This window comes from Bacillus sp. FSL E2-0195 (assembly GCF_038003645.1).
Lineage (GTDB): Bacteria > Bacillota > Bacilli > Bacillales > Bacillaceae_G > Bacillus_A > Bacillus_A mycoides.
The window spans coordinates 4,616,774-4,635,631 of sequence record NZ_JBBOPN010000001.1 but is presented as its reverse complement, the minus strand read 5'-3'; the positions used below and the strand labels follow the sequence as shown (position 1 = coordinate 4,635,631).

General features: G+C 35.2%; 28 protein-coding genes and 1 pseudogene. 15 read left to right on the top strand and 14 right to left on the bottom strand.

What is annotated here, in order from left to right; all coding sequences use genetic code 11:
* The first annotated feature begins 351 nt into the window (after positions 1–351).
* The gene (locus MHH59_RS23975; RefSeq protein ID WP_002089166.1) at positions 352–1,164 is read left to right on the top strand and encodes an S-layer homology domain-containing protein; all 813 of its coding nucleotides are present in this window, start codon (positions 352–354) and stop codon (positions 1,162–1,164) included.
* Positions 1,165–1,248: 84 nt separating this feature from the next.
* Positions 1,249–1,482: a spore germination protein gene (locus MHH59_RS23970; protein ID WP_002015747.1), complete on the top strand. Its 234-nt coding sequence runs from the start codon at positions 1,249–1,251 to the stop codon at positions 1,480–1,482.
* Positions 1,483–1,651: 169 nt separating this feature from the next.
* Here the strand turns inward: MHH59_RS23970 and cydB are convergent, their stop codons facing one another.
* Complete coding sequence (gene cydB, locus MHH59_RS23965) at positions 1,652–2,680, bottom strand: cytochrome d ubiquinol oxidase subunit II (protein ID WP_002129586.1); 1,029 nt, start codon at positions 2,678–2,680, stop codon at positions 1,652–1,654.
* Positions 2,670–4,019 (bottom strand): cytochrome ubiquinol oxidase subunit I, encoded by a 1,350-nt coding sequence (gene cydA / locus MHH59_RS23960; RefSeq protein ID WP_340852522.1) that lies wholly within the window; start codon positions 4,017–4,019, stop codon positions 2,670–2,672. The genes cydB and cydA overlap by 11 nt, the downstream gene beginning before the upstream one ends.
* Before the next feature lie 223 nt (positions 4,020–4,242).
* Between cydA and MHH59_RS23955 the strand changes: the two genes are divergently transcribed.
* Positions 4,243–4,806, top strand: coding sequence for a beta-class carbonic anhydrase (locus MHH59_RS23955; protein ID WP_002015742.1), 564 nt, complete (start codon positions 4,243–4,245; stop codon positions 4,804–4,806).
* Here the strand turns inward: MHH59_RS23955 and yidD are convergent.
* Complete coding sequence (yidD, locus tag MHH59_RS23950; protein WP_002112460.1) at positions 4,803–5,039, bottom strand: membrane protein insertion efficiency factor YidD; 237 nt, start codon at positions 5,037–5,039, stop codon at positions 4,803–4,805. The two genes, MHH59_RS23955 and yidD, sit on opposite strands and share 4 nt — an antisense overlap.
* 128 nt (positions 5,040–5,167) lie before the next feature.
* Between yidD and luxS the strand changes: the two genes are divergently transcribed.
* From luxS to MHH59_RS23930, 4 genes are all read left to right on the top strand, one after another.
* On the top strand, positions 5,168–5,641 hold the full coding sequence (luxS, locus tag MHH59_RS23945; RefSeq protein ID WP_001141371.1) for an S-ribosylhomocysteine lyase LuxS: 474 nt from the start codon (positions 5,168–5,170) through the stop codon (positions 5,639–5,641).
* A 236-nt stretch (positions 5,642–5,877) separates the two neighbouring features.
* Positions 5,878–6,639: a MerR family transcriptional regulator gene (locus MHH59_RS23940; protein WP_201056991.1), complete on the top strand. Its 762-nt coding sequence runs from the start codon at positions 5,878–5,880 to the stop codon at positions 6,637–6,639.
* Positions 6,636–7,331 (top strand): DMT family transporter, encoded by a 696-nt coding sequence (locus tag MHH59_RS23935; protein WP_002129582.1) that lies wholly within the window; start codon positions 6,636–6,638, stop codon positions 7,329–7,331. Before MHH59_RS23940 ends, MHH59_RS23935 begins: the two co-directional genes overlap by 4 nt.
* Before the next feature lies 1 nt (position 7,332).
* Entirely contained in the window at positions 7,333–7,647 is a 315-nt protein-coding gene (locus MHH59_RS23930; protein WP_002129581.1) for a DMT family transporter, read from the top strand.
* A 27-nt stretch (positions 7,648–7,674) separates the two neighbouring features.
* Here MHH59_RS23930 and MHH59_RS23925 read toward each other — a convergent pair whose 3' ends face one another.
* From MHH59_RS23925 to ytzI, 6 genes and pseudogenes are all read right to left on the bottom strand, one after another.
* A complete protein-coding gene (locus tag MHH59_RS23925) occupies positions 7,675–7,905 on the bottom strand; it encodes a YczI family protein (RefSeq protein ID WP_201057167.1) in 231 nt (76 codons plus the stop codon).
* An 11-nt stretch (positions 7,906–7,916) separates the two neighbouring features.
* A pseudogene (locus MHH59_RS23920) lies at positions 7,917–8,139 on the bottom strand (hypothetical protein).
* A 29-nt stretch (positions 8,140–8,168) separates the two neighbouring features.
* Positions 8,169–8,402, bottom strand: a complete 234-nt coding sequence (locus tag MHH59_RS23915; protein ID WP_002129577.1) for a hypothetical protein — start codon at positions 8,400–8,402, stop codon at positions 8,169–8,171.
* A gap of 340 nt (positions 8,403–8,742) precedes the next feature.
* Positions 8,743–8,973, bottom strand: coding sequence for a DUF3953 domain-containing protein (locus MHH59_RS23910; RefSeq protein ID WP_201056989.1), 231 nt, complete (start codon positions 8,971–8,973; stop codon positions 8,743–8,745).
* A 13-nt stretch (positions 8,974–8,986) separates the two neighbouring features.
* A complete protein-coding gene (locus MHH59_RS23905) occupies positions 8,987–9,217 on the bottom strand; it encodes a DUF3953 domain-containing protein (protein WP_048517047.1) in 231 nt (76 codons plus the stop codon).
* On the bottom strand, positions 9,210–9,359 hold the full coding sequence (gene ytzI / locus MHH59_RS23900; protein WP_002129575.1) for a YtzI protein: 150 nt from the start codon (positions 9,357–9,359) through the stop codon (positions 9,210–9,212). The genes MHH59_RS23905 and ytzI overlap by 8 nt, the downstream gene beginning before the upstream one ends.
* 83 nt (positions 9,360–9,442) lie before the next feature.
* Between ytzI and MHH59_RS23895 the strand changes: the two genes are divergently transcribed.
* The 3 genes from MHH59_RS23895 (at position 9,443) to MHH59_RS23885 (ending at position 10,969) form a co-directional block, all read left to right on the top strand.
* Positions 9,443–9,760 (top strand): hypothetical protein, encoded by a 318-nt coding sequence (locus MHH59_RS23895; protein ID WP_002089150.1) that lies wholly within the window; start codon positions 9,443–9,445, stop codon positions 9,758–9,760.
* Between the two features lie 84 nt (positions 9,761–9,844).
* The gene (mutTA, locus tag MHH59_RS23890) at positions 9,845–10,324 is read left to right on the top strand and encodes an antimutator 8-oxo-(dGTP/GTP)ase (protein ID WP_002015736.1); all 480 of its coding nucleotides are present in this window, start codon (positions 9,845–9,847) and stop codon (positions 10,322–10,324) included.
* Between the two features lie 108 nt (positions 10,325–10,432).
* Positions 10,433–10,969, top strand: coding sequence for a DUF3267 domain-containing protein (locus MHH59_RS23885; protein WP_002167507.1), 537 nt, complete (start codon positions 10,433–10,435; stop codon positions 10,967–10,969).
* A 108-nt stretch (positions 10,970–11,077) separates the two neighbouring features.
* Here MHH59_RS23885 and MHH59_RS23880 read toward each other — a convergent pair whose 3' ends face one another.
* Positions 11,078–11,752 carry an HAD family hydrolase gene (locus tag MHH59_RS23880; RefSeq protein ID WP_340852511.1) on the bottom strand — a complete coding sequence of 225 codons (675 nt, stop codon included), beginning with the start codon at positions 11,750–11,752 and terminating at the stop codon, positions 11,078–11,080.
* 93 nt (positions 11,753–11,845) lie between these two features.
* Between MHH59_RS23880 and MHH59_RS23875 the strand changes: the two genes are divergently transcribed.
* Together MHH59_RS23875 and MHH59_RS23870 are read left to right on the top strand one after the other, a co-directional pair.
* On the top strand, positions 11,846–12,964 hold the full coding sequence (locus tag MHH59_RS23875) for a recombinase family protein (RefSeq protein WP_340852509.1): 1,119 nt from the start codon (positions 11,846–11,848) through the stop codon (positions 12,962–12,964).
* A gap of 225 nt (positions 12,965–13,189) precedes the next feature.
* Complete coding sequence (locus tag MHH59_RS23870; protein WP_002129567.1) at positions 13,190–13,417, top strand: hypothetical protein; 228 nt, start codon at positions 13,190–13,192, stop codon at positions 13,415–13,417.
* A gap of 34 nt (positions 13,418–13,451) precedes the next feature.
* Here MHH59_RS23870 and MHH59_RS23865 read toward each other — a convergent pair whose 3' ends face one another.
* From MHH59_RS23865 to MHH59_RS23855, 3 genes are read right to left on the bottom strand one after another with little or no spacing between them, the layout of a single operon-like run.
* Complete coding sequence (locus MHH59_RS23865; protein WP_002138764.1) at positions 13,452–14,258, bottom strand: ABC transporter permease; 807 nt, start codon at positions 14,256–14,258, stop codon at positions 13,452–13,454.
* A complete protein-coding gene (locus MHH59_RS23860) occupies positions 14,251–15,015 on the bottom strand; it encodes an ABC transporter ATP-binding protein (protein WP_002015726.1) in 765 nt (254 codons plus the stop codon). Before MHH59_RS23860 ends, MHH59_RS23865 begins: the two co-directional genes overlap by 8 nt.
* Positions 15,016–15,026: 11 nt before the next feature.
* Positions 15,027–16,034, bottom strand: coding sequence for an ABC transporter substrate-binding protein (locus MHH59_RS23855; protein ID WP_002089139.1), 1,008 nt, complete (start codon positions 16,032–16,034; stop codon positions 15,027–15,029).
* A 120-nt stretch (positions 16,035–16,154) separates the two neighbouring features.
* Between MHH59_RS23855 and MHH59_RS23850 the strand changes: the two genes are divergently transcribed.
* From MHH59_RS23850 to MHH59_RS23840, 3 genes are all read left to right on the top strand, one after another.
* Positions 16,155–16,451, top strand: a complete 297-nt coding sequence (locus MHH59_RS23850; protein WP_002129563.1) for a DUF3986 family protein — start codon at positions 16,155–16,157, stop codon at positions 16,449–16,451.
* Positions 16,406–16,693, top strand: coding sequence for a hypothetical protein (locus MHH59_RS23845; RefSeq protein WP_048517045.1), 288 nt, complete (start codon positions 16,406–16,408; stop codon positions 16,691–16,693). The genes MHH59_RS23850 and MHH59_RS23845 overlap by 46 nt, the downstream gene beginning before the upstream one ends.
* Before the next feature lie 198 nt (positions 16,694–16,891).
* Positions 16,892–17,509 (top strand): YwbE family protein, encoded by a 618-nt coding sequence (locus tag MHH59_RS23840; RefSeq protein ID WP_050000947.1) that lies wholly within the window; start codon positions 16,892–16,894, stop codon positions 17,507–17,509.
* A gap of 43 nt (positions 17,510–17,552) precedes the next feature.
* Here MHH59_RS23840 and MHH59_RS23835 read toward each other — a convergent pair whose 3' ends face one another.
* On the bottom strand, positions 17,553–18,806 hold the full coding sequence (locus tag MHH59_RS23835) for a glycosyltransferase family 39 protein (protein WP_002015720.1): 1,254 nt from the start codon (positions 18,804–18,806) through the stop codon (positions 17,553–17,555).
* Positions 18,807–18,858 lie beyond the last annotated feature (52 nt).

Genomic DNA, 18,858 nt, shown 5'->3' with positions numbered 1-18,858 from the left:
GAAAGGACGTCTTCTTGAAAGGCGTCTTTTTGTTTCTTAGTATAGATAATTTCCACTATTAACGTAGTGCAAACTATCTATACTAAACATTAGCAATCTTCCGTATAAAGATTATCAATTTACTATATATTCCAGTGGTGTTAAGCTACATATGAAAGGCTTTCTTTTTCAAAATATTACCCCTAATAAATTTTGAAAGAGTCAACTGTCTCCAAAATTGCCATTTGTGCTTAGCAAAAAAAGAATCCTTCGGGGTTCTTTTTTTGTATTCGACAGAATATGACAAAATGAATTTATATAATTTGTTATATTGTTAAATGGTTATTATGGAAAAGAGAAGGAGAATTAAGTATGGGATTTAAAAAATTACTTTTAACAGGTGCAATTGTTGCAACTACAGCATTTACTTCAATCGGGACAGCGCAGGCAAGTACTCAGTTTAAAGATGTTCCAAACAATCATTGGGCTTATAAGGCAATTATGGATTTAGCAAATAAAAACATTGTTGCTGGATATGGAAATGGGATTTTTGGATTTGGTGATGATGTAACTCGTGAGCAAGTTGCAGCCCTTATGTTCCGTCAATTAAAGCCAGCAGTAAAAGAACAGTATAATAATCCTTATAAAGATGTTACTGATCGTTCGACTCAGTTTAAAAAAGAGATTCTTGCTTTAACAGAGATCGGTGTATTCGCTGGAGATGACACAGGGAACTTTAGGCCGAAAGATTCGTTAACTCGCGATGAAATGGCACAAATTTTAACAAAAGGGTTTCAATTGCAAATTAGAGGGGATCATAATTTCCCGGATGTAGATAGAAATGGATGGGCGAATCCTGCGATTACTGCAGTTAAATCAAATTATATTACAGCTGGAACTGGTGATGGTAAATTCGCACCTAGAATGCATGTAAGTCGTGAGCAATATGTTCAGTTCTTATATAACGCGACATTACCACTTGAAGAAAGACCAGGAGCAAGACAAGAACAACCACAACCAGAGGTGAAGCCGGAACAAAAGCCAGAACCAAAACGCTTTGCTAACTGTAAAGAAGCAAATGATGCTGGAGTTTACGATATTACAAGAGATAGTCCGTATTACGGTAAGCATTTAGATCGTGATGGCGATGGAATTGCTTGTGAGAGAAAGAAGAGCGGTAAATAAGAAAAAAGCACTCAGCCTGAGTGCTTTTTTCTTATTCACACATGCTATTTTTTTAGGCGATTCTCATAGAATGGGAGTAACGAAATGAAAGTAGGTGATAAAATGCCAGCTATTGTGGAAGGGGTTATTATTGAGAACTGTAATGGGACAATTAACTTAGGTGATAAATATAACGTACATCCAATTGAAAAAACGAAAGCTTATAATGGATCGGGATCTTCAAATACCGGATTAAATGTGAGGACATTCAGTGGTATTAGTACGGCAGATGTAACGGATAACGATGTGTATGACCAAGTAATTCAATCTACGTTATAATTTTTATATGTAAAATTGCATAAAATGATGTGCTTGCCCTGTGATACAATTTAGTTGTGAGCTGTTAGTGATTCTTCTTTATCATAGTTGTTAGATTAGAAATGTAACATCTTATCGAAAATCATACGTAAAATAAAAAAGACACTTCGCTCGAAGTGTCTTTTTTATTTTAGTGATATCCTTTAGCAGAGTCTTTATGAATTTTATTTTTAAATATGCTGTAGCTCCAAAGCTGATATCCAATAACGATTGGTACCATGACGATTGCAACGAAGAACATAATTTTTAAATTTAATTGACTACCAGCTGCGTTGTATAACGTTGTACTATAAGCGTCGTTAATACGAGATGGTAACATTCTTGGGAACATACCTGCAAAACCAGTTGTCATAAACATTGCGATTGTTAAGCAAACGAATGTGAATGCAAGGCCGATTTTATGTTTGTACACCATAATAAGTGTGAGTACACTCATTAACATTGCAAGTACTGGAAGAATGAATAGTACAGGATATTCCGTGAAGTTTTGGAATAAATTTGTACGATTTGCAGTTGCGACATAGAAGATAGCTAAAATGATAGCAGCTGCCATTGAAAATGGTCTTGCAATTTTATAAGCACGATCAGATACTTCGCCAGTTGTTTTAATCATAATCCAAAGGGCACCAGATACGACGAATATAGCAGTGAAGAAAAGACCGCCTAAAATACCATAATGGTTTAGTAAGCTAAGTAAAGTTCCTTCATAACCATCTTTTCCGATTTGCAGCCCGTAATACAGGTTAGCGAATGTAACACCGAATAAGAAGGCGATTAGGAAACTACCAATTGTAAATGCCCATTTACAAGTTTTTTGCCAAATTGGTGAATCGTCTTTATGCATAAATTCAAGTCCAGCGGCACGAGCAAATAGTGCAAGTAATACTAAAAATAGTGGTGTATATAGGTAGCTAAACATATTTGCATATGTGACTGGAAAGGCAGCAAATGTTGCACCACCAGCTGTAATTAACCATACTTCATTACCACCCCAGAACGGGCCGATAGCTTCTTGTAATTGATTTCGTTCTTGTCGGTCTTTCGCAACGAATGGGAAAATCATTCCGTTACCGAGTGCGTAGCCATCAAGAATGAAGTACACTGTCCAAATTACGCCCCATAAACCGAACCAGATAATTGCAAGCATATCATGAGACATGAGCCACACCTCCTTCAGTAGCAGGTTCTTCTAATGCAGCGGGTCCTTTTTTCGCGAACTTCAGCATTAAGTATACGTCTGCAATTAAGAGTAAAGTGTAGAACAATATTAAACTAATTAATGAGAACCAAATTTGTGGAACTGATATAGGTGACACGGATTCTGCTGTACGCATTAGTTTATAAACTGTCCACGGTTGACGACCTACTTCAGCGACAATCCAGCCAGCGTTAATTGCAATATATGGAAGTGAAACGGACCACATTGTAATTTTTAAATAACGTTTTGAGTTTTCTAGTTTTCCTTTTCGGTTTAAATAGAAACCGTACCAAGTTAATGCCATAAAGAACATGCCAAGTGCAACCATTAAGCGGAAGCTATAGTACACGAGGTTAACATTTGGACGATCTTCTTTTGGAATATCTTTTAAACCAACAATTTCTCCATCAAATGAGTTTGTATAGAAGAAACTTCCGAGCTTTGGAATAGTAAGTAGTTCAAAGTTTTTTTCATTTTTCACATCAGGAATTTGAATGATTGAGAAGCCTTGTCCTTTTCCGGTTTCCCAAACAGCTTCCATCGCAGCTCCTTTTGCTGGTTGATATTTAGCAGCTGATACACCGGATTGATGGCCCATAAATGGTGTAATTGTTGCGGCGAATAAACCTAACATTAAACCAAATTTAAATGATTTTTTGAAGAATTCCACTTCGTTTTTACGTAGTAAGTGATATGCACTAATTGCCATAACGAAGAAAGCACCGACAATATAACAACCAATTACAGTGTGGAAGAACATATTCCATGCATATGGATTTGTAACAAGTGCCCAGAAGTCATTTAATTCAGCGCGGCCGTTACGTACTACGTACCCAACAGGATTTTGCATGAATCCGTTTGCAGTAATAATCCAAAGGGCAGAAATATTTGTTCCAAGTGCAACCATCCACATACAGAAAGCACGGAATTTTGGTGAGATTTTGTCTTTACCGAATAACCATATTCCCATGAAAGTAGATTCTAAGAAGAAGGCAACGAGTGCTTCGATTGCGAGAGGTGATCCGAAAATATCCCCCATATATTTGGAGTACTCAGACCAGTTTGTTCCAAATTGGAATTCCATCGTAATCCCAGTTATAATCCCCATTACGAAGTTAATTGTAAAAAGTTTTCCCCAGAAATTTGCCATTTTGCGGTATGTTGGATTCAATGTGCGGGCGTATTGAGTTTCCATACATGCTACTAAAATAACAAGTCCGATTGTCAAAGGTACAAATAAAAAGTGATAAAAAATAGTAATTGCAAATTGAAAACGACTTAGTAACAGAACGTCGGACATAATAAATATTCACTCCTTTTTTACATTATCTACAATCAGTTTATAGTGAAAAACGTTTAAAGTATGTGAGACTTGTTACAAAGGTGTGTGTATATTTTGAAAGAATTATGTCGATTATCTGAAAATATCCTATTTTTACTATAAAGCAATATCCTTTTTGAGTTTTTCAAATTTTGGTACACTACATATGTAATGTAAATGAGAGAAAAGAGGGTTCTTTACTATGAAGTCATTAGAAGAGATTTTACAATACAATGAAAAATTCGTTGAAGAGAAAAAATACGAAGAGTATGAAACAGGAAAATTTCCAAATAAAAAAATGGTAATTATCTCTTGTATGGATACTCGTCTTGTTGAATTATTACCGAAAGCAATGAATATGCGTAACGGTGATGTGAAAATTATTAAAGTAGCAGGCGCTGTTATTTCACATCCATTCGGAAGTATTATGCGTAGTATTTTAGTCGCTGTATATGAGCTTGGAGCTGATGAAGTATGTGTTGTCGGTCATCATGATTGTGGTATGGCAAAAATTCAAGCAAGCAGCACAATTGAAAAAATGAAAGAGCGCGGCGTAACAGAAGAGAAATTAGATACACTTCGTTATTCTGGAATCGATTTAGAAAGATTCTTACAAGGGTTCTCTAGTGTAGAAGAAAGTGTAGAACATAGTGTGTCAATACTCCGCAACCATCCGTTACTTCCGGAAGAAGTACCTGTTCACGGTCTTGTTATAGATCCTGACACAGGAAAATTAGATTTAGTTGTAAATGGTTACGACAATTAAGAATTTACTTTGTCATCCTTTTTATCTGGGACAGGATCAAATCCTCCTGGATGGAAAGGGTGACATTTTAATATACGCTTACATGTAAGCCAAAATCCTTTGAAGGCACCGTGTTTTTGAAACGCTTCTAATCCATAATGAGAGCAAGTCGGATGAAAGCGGCACGTTGGCGGTGTCATCGGAGAAATGAACTTTTGATAAAAGCGTATAATACCGATAAAAATCTGTTTCATAATGGTCTCCTTTTCAGCATAGTCTTAAAGTATTATAGCACGACAGTACATAATACTTTACTAATGTGCATTTCCGTTATATCATATTGGATATAACGGAATTAAATTAAAAGCGGGAGAGATGTTGTATGCCATCAGTAGAAAGCTTTGAATTAGATCATACGATTGTAAAGGCACCTTATGTAAGACATTGCGGAGTTCACAACGTAGGTAGCGACGGTATTGTAAATAAATTCGATATTCGTTTTTGCCAACCGAATAAACAAGCAATGAAACCAGATGTTATTCATACGTTAGAACATTTATTAGCATTTAATTTACGTAAATATATTGATCGTTATCCGCATTTTGATATTATCGATATTTCACCAATGGGTTGCCAAACAGGATATTATCTTGTAGTAAGCGGAACACCGACGGTTCGAGAAATCATTGATTTATTAGAACTAACATTAAAAGATGCGGTTCAAATTACAGAAATTCCAGCTGCAAATGAAACACAATGTGGCCAAGCGAAGCTTCACGACTTAGAAGGAGCACAACGCTTAATGAACTTCTGGCTAAGCCAAGATAAAGATGAACTTGAAAAAGTATTTGGATAAAGAAAAACTGCCTGTGAAAGGGCAGTTTTTTTATTTGTAAAAAAGAAAGGTACAGATTTTATATAAAAACAATGAGTTTCACTTATGAGCATTTTTAAGAAATGAAAGGCAGTAGGTGAATATATTAATGAGAGCTCCTGTTTAAAAAACAGGAGTTTTTTGTGTGAATGGAGTATTGACTTTAACGTATACGTCAAAGTTTATAGTGAAGATAAATAAGGCGTGAGGAGGAAACGATGGATAAGTATAGCATTGGTGAAATTTCAAAAGAAACGAATGTAACGACGAGAACACTTAGATATTATGAGGAAATTGGATTATTAAAACCGTCGTACGTTGCCGAGTCAGGATATCGTTACTATTCAAAAGATGATGTAATTACATTGCAACAAATAACAACGTTTAAAAAGCTTGGTTTTAAGCTTTCGGAAATAAAAAAAGTGTTAAAAGAGGAAAAGGGAAATTCAGAAGAAAGATGGAAAAGTGCAATTCAAAATGAGATTCGAACAATACAAGCAGAAGTAAAAAGATTACAGGACTTAGAAAAACTATTATATACAACATTTCATTCCATTGAATTAACAGGGGAGCTTAAAACAGAGGATTTAATGTTATTTATAAAATCAGTACAGGGAATTGATCAGAGGGAGAAATTTTGGAAAAGGTATTTTAATGAGGAAGAGCAGCAGATTATTCAGGGCTTACCAACATTTGAAGAAAACGATAAAAGAACGAAAGAGTGGTTGCAAGTATTAAGAGAAATTCGTGAGCGTATAAATGAACCAGTAGATTCACCAGAAGTTCAACAATTGGCGGAAAAAGTAGTGGATTTTTCCATGCACGTATTTCAAGAGGATGAACAATTAATAAATAAGTATTGGGAATTAATTAGACCTGAAGAGGGGGAGATTGAAAAAGTATATGGACTTGATTCGGAAACAATGGAGTATATAGATGAAATGGTAGAGTATTATTTGAAAAAGGAGGAAGATAAATGACAGCTATGCAAAAAGAGAAGCTATATGGAAAGGAGCACGCACGATTAGAGCGGCAATACTTTTATAAACATGTGAGCATTTTCATTCTTGCACAGCTTTTATTTATTTTTGTAATAGGGCTTGTACCAGCTCAAGAGTTACCAAGTGGATCTTATATTCTTCATATGAAAGAATGGATTTTGAATAAACAAATAGGCTTTTATAAAAATGAAACTATTAATACCATTGTCAGTGTTTGGACATCGGTACTTATGATTCATTTTATATGGGCGATGTCTTACATTCTTTTTCCGAAAAAGAAACGTAGCTCTTCAAAACAAGAAATGCGACAAGAGGTAAAAGAAGAAGTGAAAAAGAAAAAGGAGATTAGTACAAATAGGGCGTGGCTGTATTTAGTATTTGGAGGCTTAATCGAAATATATTGGGCAACAGGATTAAAAACAAATTCGATGAGTATTTTGACACTTATTGCAATTTTATCTAGCTTTCATCTATTAATTGAAGCAACTAAAAGAATCCCAATTGGAACGGCATATGCAGTATTTACTGGAATTGGGACAGTGGGAACGATAGTAGTAGATATTTTATATTTTAAAGAGCCATTTTCGTTTATTAAAATTTTCCTTGTTTGTTTATTAGCATTATTTATTATCGGATTGAAATTTAGTGGCGACAAGGAAGAGGTGAAATAAAATGGCATGGATGTATTTAATTATAGCTGGGCTCTTTGAAATTGTCGGTGTAATTGGGATAAAGAAAGTAGCAAAAAATAATAGTTGGACGAATAATATTATTTTAATAGGTGGTTTTATTATTAGTTTTCAATTTTTAACGATGGCGCTTCAAGAAATTCAGTTATCCATCGCATATGCAGTTTGGACTGGAATCGGAACGCTCGGGGCAGCAGTTGTCGGTATTTTATTCTTTCAAGAACCTAAAAACGCTTTTCGGATTATTTGTATCGTTGGGATTATGGGGACGATTATTGGATTGAAAGTAGTGAGTTAAAGAGGAGCAAAATCTGCTCTTCTTTTTTTATGAAAGTAGACTAGACACCCCAACATATAAAATAAAGGCAGAACCGAGAAAATAAACAAATGCTTTTGCTTTTTGCCACTCTTTTATTTCATCAATTCCAAAAAGGATAAACATAATACTTAAAAGGATAAATACGAATGGTAAAAGCATAGAGAAGTTTGAAAAGAGGCTAAATAGGGCGAGAATAAGAGCGATAGTCGCTATTATAATTCGAATGTTTTTTAACATGAAATCCTCCTTTAGAAGAACAGTATAAATGGAATGACAAAAATAATGGTAAACATACTTAAACCGATGCTAATAGCTCCAATTTGCTTTTACTGCTTTTGAATCATCTCAATTCCTACTAAAATGCCATACAAATGGTAGGTGAAAAGATTTGTATGGCATTGTAAATGTACTGTATAAACATAGAATCAAAGTAATAAAAACGATGATTAGTTGTATTTGTTTTATGTGCATTTTAGCCCCTTTTAAGTAGAAAGAGTTAGTTACCTGGAGATAATAATTATAATAGCGACGATTAAAGTAAATACGCCAGAAAAGAAGGAGAGTGTACTATGTACTTTCTTTCCTTTCTGTTTTTCTTCTGCGCTCATGATGAAAGTCATAATAGATAAGGCAATAAGCATATAGGGCATCGTAACAAGCGGGTTTGTAGATATTCCATATAGAGCGAGAGAGATGACAATAAGAGCGGATATGATGCGAAATGTTTTTAGCATACTACCACCTATCTTCTTGTAGTTTTAAATTAGCCTTCAATGTAATAACAGTTCGTAGTTGGTATTTAAAGTTTCATTCTACATGTAACGAAGGTAGTTCGATATTACAATGAAGAGCATAAGAATAGAAACGAAAAAATGCGAGATACCCATTGATTTTCTTCCGGATTTCAGTTCATTAATTCCTAGAAGAATAAAGAAACAACTGAGAGCAAATTGCATGTATGGGAGAAGTGTGAAATTATCGGTAGCAAGAGAATAAGTGCAAAGAGAGATTGTGAGAAGCATGAAAAAATAGCGTATTCCAGTTAGCATCGAATTCCTCCTTTAAAGAGACTATTTATCGAAATATTTCTGAGAAGCCAAGAAATAAAGCAACAGCTCCTGCTAACAGAGCAAGTATGCTACCACTTTTTTGCTGTTTTAAGATTTCCTCTATACTAATAATGAAAGCCATCCCCCCTAAAAAGATGAACATATAAGGCATGATTTCCCTATTACCAGTAAAAAAGCTATAGATTGCTATAGATAAAGCAATAAGTGATAAAGTAATCCGTAATCCTTTCAGCATAAAAGACCCTCCTCTATTTTATGTAGGTAATGATAAAAACAAGCCAAATGAAAGCACCAGCAACAATGCAAATAAATCCGGTTCCTGAATCCTTCTTTTTTATTTGCTCAATTGCGATGAGAAACATTAAAGCTCCTAATAGAAATTGTGAAAGTGGTAGAAAGTTATTTTGACCTGTCAGTAAACTAATAGCGGATATGATGATGACACTGAGTGCGATTAAAATGCGTAGTATATTATGAATGCTCTTTACTGTTTTTTGTATAAGGGTTATCTTCTGGTTTATCAATCGAATGTTTGTAAGAATAGCCTTTATTAATCGTCATAACGGAGAGTACTAATACGATCAGTACGATTATAATGCCGATAATTAATATTTTGAGCATGAAATCCCTCCTTTTCTTTATTTTACATAATTTTGTAATTGATGAAAACAATAGAAATTAAAAGGATGAAAGAAGGGTGTTACATGGAGAATAAAAAAACATATTATATATCAGTTGGAAATGGTCAAATTTCGCAAGTGAAGACGGCGGATACGTATAATTTTGAAATTTATGCAAATGACGAAGAGATTACGGAGTTAAGAGAGTATTTTGATCAAGCGTATGAAGAGGACTTAGGTTCGTATGTACGCTCTCACGTTCCATTCGTTGAGTATCATCACGATTCGAATAATGATCGATATGATGAACAACTACAAAAAGCATATAAAATGATTTATGATCTAGGGAATCATGAAACGAAAGAATTAGTCGCACAAATGGGAATAATCAATGGATTGTAATTGGATAATATTATGCAGAAAAGCGAGAATATGCTACAATTTGTGGTAGGAAAAACTTGTAATCATCAATAGGGGAGTAATGGCATGTACAAATTTAAAGATTATTACCACAACACTGTACAATTATCGTTTGAACGTTACCCATTTTCTCCTGAGCCAAAGCATGTTTGGGTTGTATGCCGGTACGGGGATCAATGGTTATTAACGCATCATTTACGCCGTGGTCTTGAATTTCCAGGTGGTAAAGTAGAACTCGGGGAAACACCGGAAGAAGCGGCAGTTCGAGAAGTTCATGAGGAAACCGGCGGCATAGTTTCTGATTTAACTTACTTAGGGCAATACAAAGTATCCGGAAAAGACAAAATAATCATTAAAAACATTTATTTTGCAACAATTAGTGCGGTAGAGCAACATACGCATTACGAAGAAACGAAAGGGTCTGTGTTATTAAAAGACATTCCTGATAATATTAAAACTGATAGAAAATTTAGCTTTATTATGCGCGATGATGTATTAGCGCGTACGATGAAACATATAGAAGAAATCGGCTGTTTTACGAAGTAAAATGGCCGGTTTCTTTTTTTATGTTCAAAATGTAAATATATCTTTATATTATTTTGGGTATATTATACAATTTTGTAAAGATATATTTACATTTTAGGAGGTGAAAAGGTGGATAACAGAAAAGAAACAACCGTCTCTGTTTCAATGGTTAAATTAAATATTTATTCATTTTTTATAATATTTGCTCTGGCGATTGGAATTGGTTATTTACATGCGCTTTTTTCAGGCGAGTTTCAAATTGAAATTACATTGCCGATTATGTTTCTTTTGATTATTGGAATGATTATTCTCGTTTGTATTCATGAGGCAATACATTTAATTGGATTTCGTTATATCGGAGGTGTTCCGTGGAGTGAACTAAAATGGGGCGTCAATTGGAAATTAGGTGCTGCATATGCTCATTCTAAACAGGTGATTACAGTAAAGCAAATGAAGACAGTGTTAATGCTTCCGTTTTTACCAACTGGAATTTTACCAATTGTATTGGGATTAGCTATGAATCTGGAGCCACTCTCATTTTTAGGGATTCTACTAACAGCAGGTTGTATCGGTGACATTGCTTTATATAAAAAAGTTTCAAAGTTTCCAGATGATGCGCTAGTTAAAGATCATCCGAGCAAACCGCAGTTTACAGTATATGAATAATAAAGGAAGAGGAGGCATTTTTGAAAAATGGCCTCTTTTTTGTTTGTCAGCTTTTGTCGGTAAGCCGATGTTTCTTGTTGAATCGCTGATAAAGTGAAATTTCATTTACTATCGTCTTGTTTTTCTCTCCACCTCTAAAAACGAAAGCACCTCTAATAAATCATCCACCACACGTGAATGTTCAAAGTCACCCCAAAATGAATCTCTCTTCCAAACGCCAAGAATCCCTACTTGTTCAGAACCAAGCACATCATTTTCTGGATGGTCCCCAACGTAAAGGCATTCTTCTGCTTTTACGTTTAGCTTTTGTAAAGCCCGTTCGAAAATCTCAGGGTGAGGCTTTTTAATTCCTTCTGCTTCTGAAACAAGAATCGTGCTTGTATACGTATGTATGTTTAGTGCTCGAAGGTTGCTCATCTGAAATTTAGTAAAGCCGTTTGTAATAATACCAATTTTAATGTTTCGCTGTTTTAATTGTTGAAGTAGTTCATGCATGTTTTGGAAAGGAATACAATGATGTTGGAAGTTTGTAATGTAGTCGTGCAGCAGTTGCTCTTGCGTTAAAGTGGTAATGTTGTATTCGCAAAGGAGAGTGGAATATACCTTATCTTTCCACATGTAACCATTATTGTCGAGTTCGAGAAAACGAGAGCAATACTCGAATTTTTCTATGTTTATCAAATGAAAGGCGAAGCGATTATATTGATCACGAATAAATTGCTCTAAAGATTGACGACGATCTAATAGTGTTCCATCTAAGTCAAATAAGACTGCTCGAATCATGGGAAACCTCCATACAGTTTTTATAATTAATTATCGCATATTCGTTAAAAAATGATTATGATATTTTTGTAGAATGGAATAATGGAGGGGCGTATGAAGAAACTGTATGGCAAGTTAATGTGTTTTATGATTTCAATGGGCTTAGTAGCTGGATGTGATATGTCGGAGCAAACTTCGAAAAGAGAGAAAAAAGATGTGTGCGAAACGACAGAAGAATGCACACAAATAGGTGATAAAACACTTCAAAAAGTATATAAAAAGATAGATGGACTTTCAGAACTTGAAGTACTAGAGGATTATGATTTAGAAGGACATTCAAGTAACGATATGAAAGAAGCAGAAATGAAAAAAAAGGATGATGAAAATTATTTCTTTTTAGCTTCTTATTATATTGATGGTGATGAAATTGTAGATCCTTATTTCGATAAACTAGATCGCAAACGATTGAATAAGGCTTTTGCGGAGGATAAGGACGCGAAAGAAGAAGTATTAAAGCAACGTCAAGATAGGGATTATCATGAATCGTTATGGGAGATGTATAGCACGCTTATTCCTGCTAAGTATCGCACTGACATAAAAGAGTTTGATATGGTAACAGATGGATACGATGGAATTGTCGCTCATGTTATGCCGAGTATGGAGTATCCGAAAGAGTGGACCATTAGCTTAGATACGCTTGATTCTGCAGTAAATATCGATCAAGTGATGAAAACATTAATACATGAGACGGCTCACGTATTGACACTGGGACATAAACAAATACCAGTAAATGAAAAGTACTTAAAGGCTTTTGAAGAAGATAAAGATATTTCATCATACCAAAATAAATGTAAATCTCTTTTCTTACAAGAAGGATGTGCGAAGGAGAGCTCTTATATAAATCAATTTTATAATTCTTTCTGGAAACCAATTGACCAGGAGTGGACAGAAAAGAAAGTGGAAGAAAGCGAAGAAGCTCAAATTGAATTTTTTAAGGAAAAGCATGGTGAGTTTGTTTCACTGTATGGGACGACAAATGTAGCAGAGGATATTGCGGATACATTTACAGCGTTTATTTTACAAGATTCAAAAAAGGTGAAAGAAGGAACAGAATTAAAATATAAAAAAATTGCCTTCTTCTATCAATTCTCCGAGCTTGTAAAAATGAGAGTGGAAGTGTTAGCTGGGTTATATAATGTGTCGAAAACGATGGAACAACCAAGTGGACACTAATGCGAATTATGTGTTCGATATATTTTAGCCAAGGGAAAACGTGAAGAATTGTAGTTCTTTGCGTTTCTTCATGTTGATAAAATTGAAAATTCTGTCTTTTTTAAAAAAGAAGAAGGAACTGAATCATTAAAATAGAATTAGTATAAAAACGTCACAAATTAGACACAATTATAATGCGCATAGTATAGGGGCTATAAGTTTACTCTCGAGGAGGTAATGAAACGTATGAAAACGATTCTTGCTGTTGCTGGTCTCATTTGGGTAATGTCTCACGGTTTTCCGATTTTTGAAGGGGAGCAAATTCGTAGTGCATTAAATAAAGAGTTTAATGATTATCATATTATTGATCGAAAAGATAATGTCGTTACGGTGCGTGTGAAAGATTGTTTCCATACAGTTACGGTTGCTAATGGGAATATTGCAGACGATTCGAAAATGTGTGATAAAAGGTAAGAGAAAGAAGCTGACTCTAGCATATCGCTCTAAGTCAGCTTTTTTTTCGTTTTCCAATAAGGAGTTTTTCAAATGCCTCGACAAATACATACATAAGAGTTGCGAGGACGCAAGTGAGCAATACACTGAGCAAGACGAGTGTGAAGTTAAAGACTTGGAATCCGTAGCTAATTAAATAGCCAAGTCCTTGTTTAGAAACGAGGAGTTCCCCGAAAATAACACCGACCCATGATAAGCCAACATTCACTTTTAACGTTGAAATAATTGCAGGGAAAGATGAAGGGAGAATAACGTGCTTATAGCATTGCCATTTATTTGCGCCGAATGTGTCCATGACCTTAATATAGTTGGAATCGACTTCTTGAAATGCGCTGTAAATAACGAGAATGGTAATGATGATAGAGATGATTACCCCCATTGCGATAGAGGATGAAATATTTGGACCGAAAATAACAATGATGATTGGACCGAGTGCAACTTTTGGCATTGCATTTAGGACGACGAGATAAGGATCAAGTACGCGGGCTAAAAGTGGCATCCACCAAAGGAGAGTAGCAATAATAGCTCCAAGTACAGTTCCGAGAATAAAACCTACTCCTGTTTCAAGTAATGTCGTCCATATGTGGACCCAAAGTGAACCGTCAATCCATTTCGTTAAAAAGAGATCCCAAATACTTGAAGGAGAACTAAAGAGTAAAGGATCAATCCATTCTTTTTTACTAGCTATTTCCCATAGTGCAAAGAAAAGAACAAGAAGTACAAGTTGTAAAGAGCGAGCTAACCATGCATGTTGTCTTTCTTTTTTTCGAAACTGTTCATGTAGTTGTTTTATATTATCCAAGTCGTTCCAGCTCCTTCCATATTTCTTGGAAGAGGGATGGGAAGTCATGATGGTGGCGTGCTTCTAACGGCGATAAGGAACGGATACTTTCTGGGACGATGAATGTTTTTGCGATTTTTCCAGGGTTCGCCTGCAGTAAATAAATACGATCACTCATCGCAATTGCTTCTTCAATATCATGTGTCACAAGTAGGGATGTTTTCTTATAGTTACGTAGTAATGTGAAGACGAGATCTTCTAGTTTTAATTTTGTTTGATAATCAAGAGCGGAAAATGGTTCATCTAACAATAAAATTTTTGGGTCGGTCGCTAATGTTCGAACGAGTGCAGCACGTTGGCGCATACCACCGGATAGTTCACGAGGGTATTGCTGTTCTATATCATATAGGCCGACTTGTTTTAAAAGCTTTAATGTATGTTCTTTCGTATTTTCATCATAAACCTTCCGAATATGAAGTCCGAGCATAATATTTTCTTCAATTGTTTTCCACGGAAACAAGTAATCTTGCTGGAGCATATAGCCCATAGAGGGGGTCTTACTTGTAATCGGTTCACCATCTAAAAATACGATACCTTCAATTGGATCGAGTAGACCTGCGATGATGGAGAGGAGCGTTGTTTTTCCGCAACCACTTGGACCAAGGATTGAAATAAATTCGCCTTCGTCTACTTGCAAACTCATATCTTCAAGAATAAGTTTGGCATTTTCTTTTGCAAAAAAGCAGTGAGAAACGTTACGTATTTGTAAAAAGCTCATACACTTCGCCTCTATTTCTTAATAACGCTTTCGGCAATTTTTGTATTGACGAGCGCTTCATGTGGAACTTCTTTTTGTAATTCACCAGATTCTTTCATAATCGTTTGGAGTTGTTTCCATTCTGCATCATCTAATAATGGATTTGTCGCATAAGAATGTTGTTTTTTGTAGCGCTCAATTACTTTTACTGAAATGTCTTTTGAAGTGTCTTTAAATAGTGGTGAAACGGCATCGGCAATCTCTTCTGGACTATGTGTATCAACCCATTGCTGCGCTTTATATAGTGCGCGCGTGAATTTTTCAGCAGCAGCTTTATCTTTCTTTAAGAAACTTTCTTTTGCCATAAACGTTGTATAAGGGACAGTACCAGATTCAGCTCCGAAAGACGCGACGATATAACCTTTTCCTTCTTTTTCAAGTATACTTGCAGTCGGTTCAAAGAGCTGTACAAATTCTCCCGTACCAGATGCAAAGGCATTTGCAATATTAGCAAACTCGATATTTTGAATTAAGTTCGTATCTTTGCGAGGGTCAATGCCATTTTTCTTTAAAACGTATTCACCAACCATTTGCGGCATGCCGCCTTTACGCTGTCCTAAAAACGTAACGCCTTTTACGTCGTTCCAATTAAAAGAGTCTAATTTTTTACGGGAAACTAAAAATGTGCCATCTGTTTGTGTAAGCTGTGCAAAATTAATGACAGGATCTTTTGCTCCTTGTTGATGAACATAAATAGACGTTTCTGAACCAACGAGAGCAATATCAATTCCGCCAGATAAAAGGGTGGTCATCGTTTTATCTCCGCCAGCTGTTGTTTGTAAGTCAATATTTAAGCCTTCATCTTTAAAAAATCCTTTTTCAATTCCAACATATAATGGTGCGTAGAAAAGAGAGTGTGTAACTTCGCCAACGCGAATTTTTTGAGCTTGTTCTTTCGTACTTTCCTTTGTACTACTACAAGCAGCGAATGTGAAAACAGCTAGTAACATGATGCAAAAAACGGTTATTAATTTTTTCACTATATGACACCTCCTAGAAGTCAATCTACAAGCATAATATGTAGGTAAGTGCCCATATGTGAGTATATATAGCAGGAATTTTTTGGGTAGTAAAGAAGTACAAATATAAGGGGTGATAAAATGGATTACGAATACGATGATAGCGTACATTTACATCTTGATTATTTCGGAACTGAATGTGATATGGAATCGATTGCTTATAAGAGGAAGCATGAAGACGTGTGGGATGTGTATTTTAATTTTGGAGTATACGGTATTCAAAAAGATGATGTAGGGGCAGGGGTGTTTATGGACGAATATGCCGGTTATTACGTTTTTTCTGTACATGCTCGTGATTTGAGCTGGGAATTTGGAAGTGCTCAGTTTGAGGAATGGGTTTTGAAGAACCGTATAGTAGAAAGAACGCTTCAAAAATAGGGAGGAATTTTGTATTTGAATTTCTCATCTTATTGCTTATTTGCGTAATTGGAATTTACATCATGCAAGTGCTTACTTACCGATTCGCAAAGAAAAATATTCATAAATATAAGGAAATGAAATGGATTTATATGTGGCTAGACATGACTATGAAAAAGGGTCCGAGATTAGATTTGTTTGATTTTGTACTTATAGTAATCGTAAGTATCATATGGAAAATATGGATGCTTCCTCTTGTATAGTAAACATGCTAATCTAATCATCGTATCCTAATAAATAACGAGAAGAACCTGTCACACGACAGGTTCTTCTCTATTTGGAGCATGTAGTGTTACATGGAAAATCCAATATATACGACAAATTACGACAAAGGGATTCATACATATTTGTTATTCTATTAAAGGTCATTATTTGTAATGTATATATAGGAGGATTTTTTAATGTTAAAAAAATTATTATTATTTTTACTTACGGGCTTATGTGTAGTTGTTTTAACAGCTTGTAAAGATGAAGAGGAAAAGCTGAAGGTAGCGGAAGAACAGAAAATAGATGAGAAGAAAGTTGAAGAAGATAAGAAGGTAGAAGAGGAAAGCAAACAAGAAGAGCAGCAAAAGGAAGAGGAAGAAAAACGTAAGCAGGAAGAGCAGCAAAGAGTAGAGGAAGAAAAACGTAAGCAAGAAGAGCAACAAAAAATAGAAGAAGAAAAGCGTAAGCAAGAAGAGCAACAAAGAGTAGAGGAAGAAAAACGTAAGCAAGAAGAGCAGCAAAGAGTAGAGGAAGAGAAACGTAAGCAAGAAGAGCAGAAGGCTCAGCAACAGCAGTCGGCACAACAAGAGAGAACACAGAAACAAGAAAAAACAACAGAAGCAAGAGGTGGGAAACCGACAAGATCACAAATTTCGGTTGGTTCACATGTAGTTATTCAATTAGATAAAGATTATAGTAAAACAGTGAGCGGTGTTGTGAAAGATATTTTAACAAACACGGAAACACATACGTACGGAATTAAAGTCCGATTACAAGATGGACAAATTGGCCGTGTTCAAAGTGTTGGATAAATAAAAAAAGAGGTCGTCCATTTTTGGACGACCTCTTTTTTTATTATGCTTGACTAGTGCGGAAAAATGGAAGCTTCTGCACAGCGTAAACTAACCCGTATGCAAGAATTAAGCACATAAGAGGGTTAATGAAAAATCCGTAGCGATTAATCGCTAAGAATAAGTTTGAGAAGATGATGTAAATAACAGAACTTGCTACTAGCATCATAACGCGTTTATGTTTAAATGAATTTAGCATGCAGCAGAAACTGCTCAAGAATGTGCCTATGATGAAGACTTTATGACACATTTGCATAAATTTATGAATATGGTATTGGTCTACAGCAGGAGCTGTTTTGAATAATTCAATTGTTTTACCAACAGTGAACCACGAGAACCAATATGTGAAGTCCGTTTTAAATCCATTTTTGATTAAATCTTTTGCGTATGCATTTTTATCTTCTAAACCCTGGGCCTTCATTTGGTTAACTACATTTTCATAGCCGATTTTGTTAAATGGATCCGCACCGGCAATTAATGGGTCCGCACCTTGCGTTGAGAATAAGATAAATTGATTGAACGCTAAATAGTTACGAACAACCCAGGCACCGATAATAAAGAACGGGCCAATGAGCCATAATAATCCAATTCGAATTGAGTCTTTAAATCCATATGTGAACAAGACGACAAGAACAGGAATGAGCATCATTGGAGCTGGATTTGGACGGAACATAAGTAAAATGGAAACGACAATTCCGAACCATATATGGAATTTCACTTTATTATATTTCCATGCGAGAACAAATACATATACACTTAACGTTAATAAGAATATTGAAGGAACTTCGGTTAATAACGTACGGAAGTATGTATAGTTACTTGGATAAATAGCATATAAAATACTTGCGACAATTCCATAAATATTCTTTTCAAATAACTCTTTTCCTATTAAGAATACTAATAACACTGTGCCGAGGTTCAGTATCATATTAATGACGGTTGCCACGTAATAGTAAGGAAGTGATGTAACATCAGAAATAATCATAGCGCCAGCTAATAATAGTGGCTGACCTGGTGTGATGTATGCATTTTTTCCAGGAACTTCACTAGGCTCCAAATAAACATATCCAAAGACACCGTGTTTTAATAGCTGTTCAGCTGTTAACGAATAGTTGAACGCATCATATGCACCATATGTTACTTTGACTACTTCTCCATTTAATCCTGGCTGTTTTACTAGACAAAAAACATGCAACAGGAAAGAAAGTGCCAAAATTACATATACCGCTTTAGGCAAATTTTTAAACTTATTTAACAAAAATGAGCATCTCCCTTTTTATTATTTCCTTCGTATTTTCATGATAAAACCA

What these genes read in the sequence shown, in the direction of transcription:
- MHH59_RS23975 (WP_002089166.1), top strand. Translation starts at nt 352, where the DNA reads ATGGGATTTAAAAAATTACTTTTAACAGGTGCAATTGTTGCAACTACA.
- MHH59_RS23970 (WP_002015747.1), top strand. Translation starts at nt 1,249, where the DNA reads ATGAAAGTAGGTGATAAAATGCCAGCTATTGTGGAAGGGGTTATTATT.
- cydB (WP_002129586.1), bottom strand. Translation starts at nt 2,680, where the DNA reads ATGTCTCATGATATGCTTGCAATTATCTGGTTCGGTTTATGGGGCGTA.
- cydA (WP_340852522.1), bottom strand. Translation starts at nt 4,019, where the DNA reads ATGTCCGACGTTCTGTTACTAAGTCGTTTTCAATTTGCAATTACTATT.
- MHH59_RS23955 (WP_002015742.1), top strand. Translation starts at nt 4,243, where the DNA reads ATGAAGTCATTAGAAGAGATTTTACAATACAATGAAAAATTCGTTGAA.
- yidD (WP_002112460.1), bottom strand. Translation starts at nt 5,039, where the DNA reads ATGAAACAGATTTTTATCGGTATTATACGCTTTTATCAAAAGTTCATT.
- luxS (WP_001141371.1), top strand. Translation starts at nt 5,168, where the DNA reads ATGCCATCAGTAGAAAGCTTTGAATTAGATCATACGATTGTAAAGGCA.
- MHH59_RS23940 (WP_201056991.1), top strand. Translation starts at nt 5,878, where the DNA reads ATGGATAAGTATAGCATTGGTGAAATTTCAAAAGAAACGAATGTAACG.
- MHH59_RS23935 (WP_002129582.1), top strand. Translation starts at nt 6,636, where the DNA reads ATGACAGCTATGCAAAAAGAGAAGCTATATGGAAAGGAGCACGCACGA.
- MHH59_RS23930 (WP_002129581.1), top strand. Translation starts at nt 7,333, where the DNA reads ATGGCATGGATGTATTTAATTATAGCTGGGCTCTTTGAAATTGTCGGT.
- MHH59_RS23925 (WP_201057167.1), bottom strand. Translation starts at nt 7,905, where the DNA reads ATGTTAAAAAACATTCGAATTATAATAGCGACTATCGCTCTTATTCTC.
- MHH59_RS23915 (WP_002129577.1), bottom strand. Translation starts at nt 8,402, where the DNA reads ATGCTAAAAACATTTCGCATCATATCCGCTCTTATTGTCATCTCTCTC.
- MHH59_RS23910 (WP_201056989.1), bottom strand. Translation starts at nt 8,973, where the DNA reads ATGCTGAAAGGATTACGGATTACTTTATCACTTATTGCTTTATCTATA.
- ytzI (WP_002129575.1), bottom strand. Translation starts at nt 9,359, where the DNA reads ATGCTCAAAATATTAATTATCGGCATTATAATCGTACTGATCGTATTA.
- MHH59_RS23895 (WP_002089150.1), top strand. Translation starts at nt 9,443, where the DNA reads ATGGAGAATAAAAAAACATATTATATATCAGTTGGAAATGGTCAAATT.
- mutTA (WP_002015736.1), top strand. Translation starts at nt 9,845, where the DNA reads ATGTACAAATTTAAAGATTATTACCACAACACTGTACAATTATCGTTT.
- MHH59_RS23880 (WP_340852511.1), bottom strand. Translation starts at nt 11,752, where the DNA reads ATGATTCGAGCAGTCTTATTTGACTTAGATGGAACACTATTAGATCGT.
- MHH59_RS23875 (WP_340852509.1), top strand. Translation starts at nt 11,846, where the DNA reads ATGAAGAAACTGTATGGCAAGTTAATGTGTTTTATGATTTCAATGGGC.
- MHH59_RS23870 (WP_002129567.1), top strand. Translation starts at nt 13,190, where the DNA reads ATGAAAACGATTCTTGCTGTTGCTGGTCTCATTTGGGTAATGTCTCAC.
- MHH59_RS23860 (WP_002015726.1), bottom strand. Translation starts at nt 15,015, where the DNA reads ATGAGCTTTTTACAAATACGTAACGTTTCTCACTGCTTTTTTGCAAAA.
- MHH59_RS23850 (WP_002129563.1), top strand. Translation starts at nt 16,155, where the DNA reads ATGGATTACGAATACGATGATAGCGTACATTTACATCTTGATTATTTC.
- MHH59_RS23845 (WP_048517045.1), top strand. Translation starts at nt 16,406, where the DNA reads ATGGGTTTTGAAGAACCGTATAGTAGAAAGAACGCTTCAAAAATAGGG.
- MHH59_RS23840 (WP_050000947.1), top strand. Translation starts at nt 16,892, where the DNA reads ATGTTAAAAAAATTATTATTATTTTTACTTACGGGCTTATGTGTAGTT.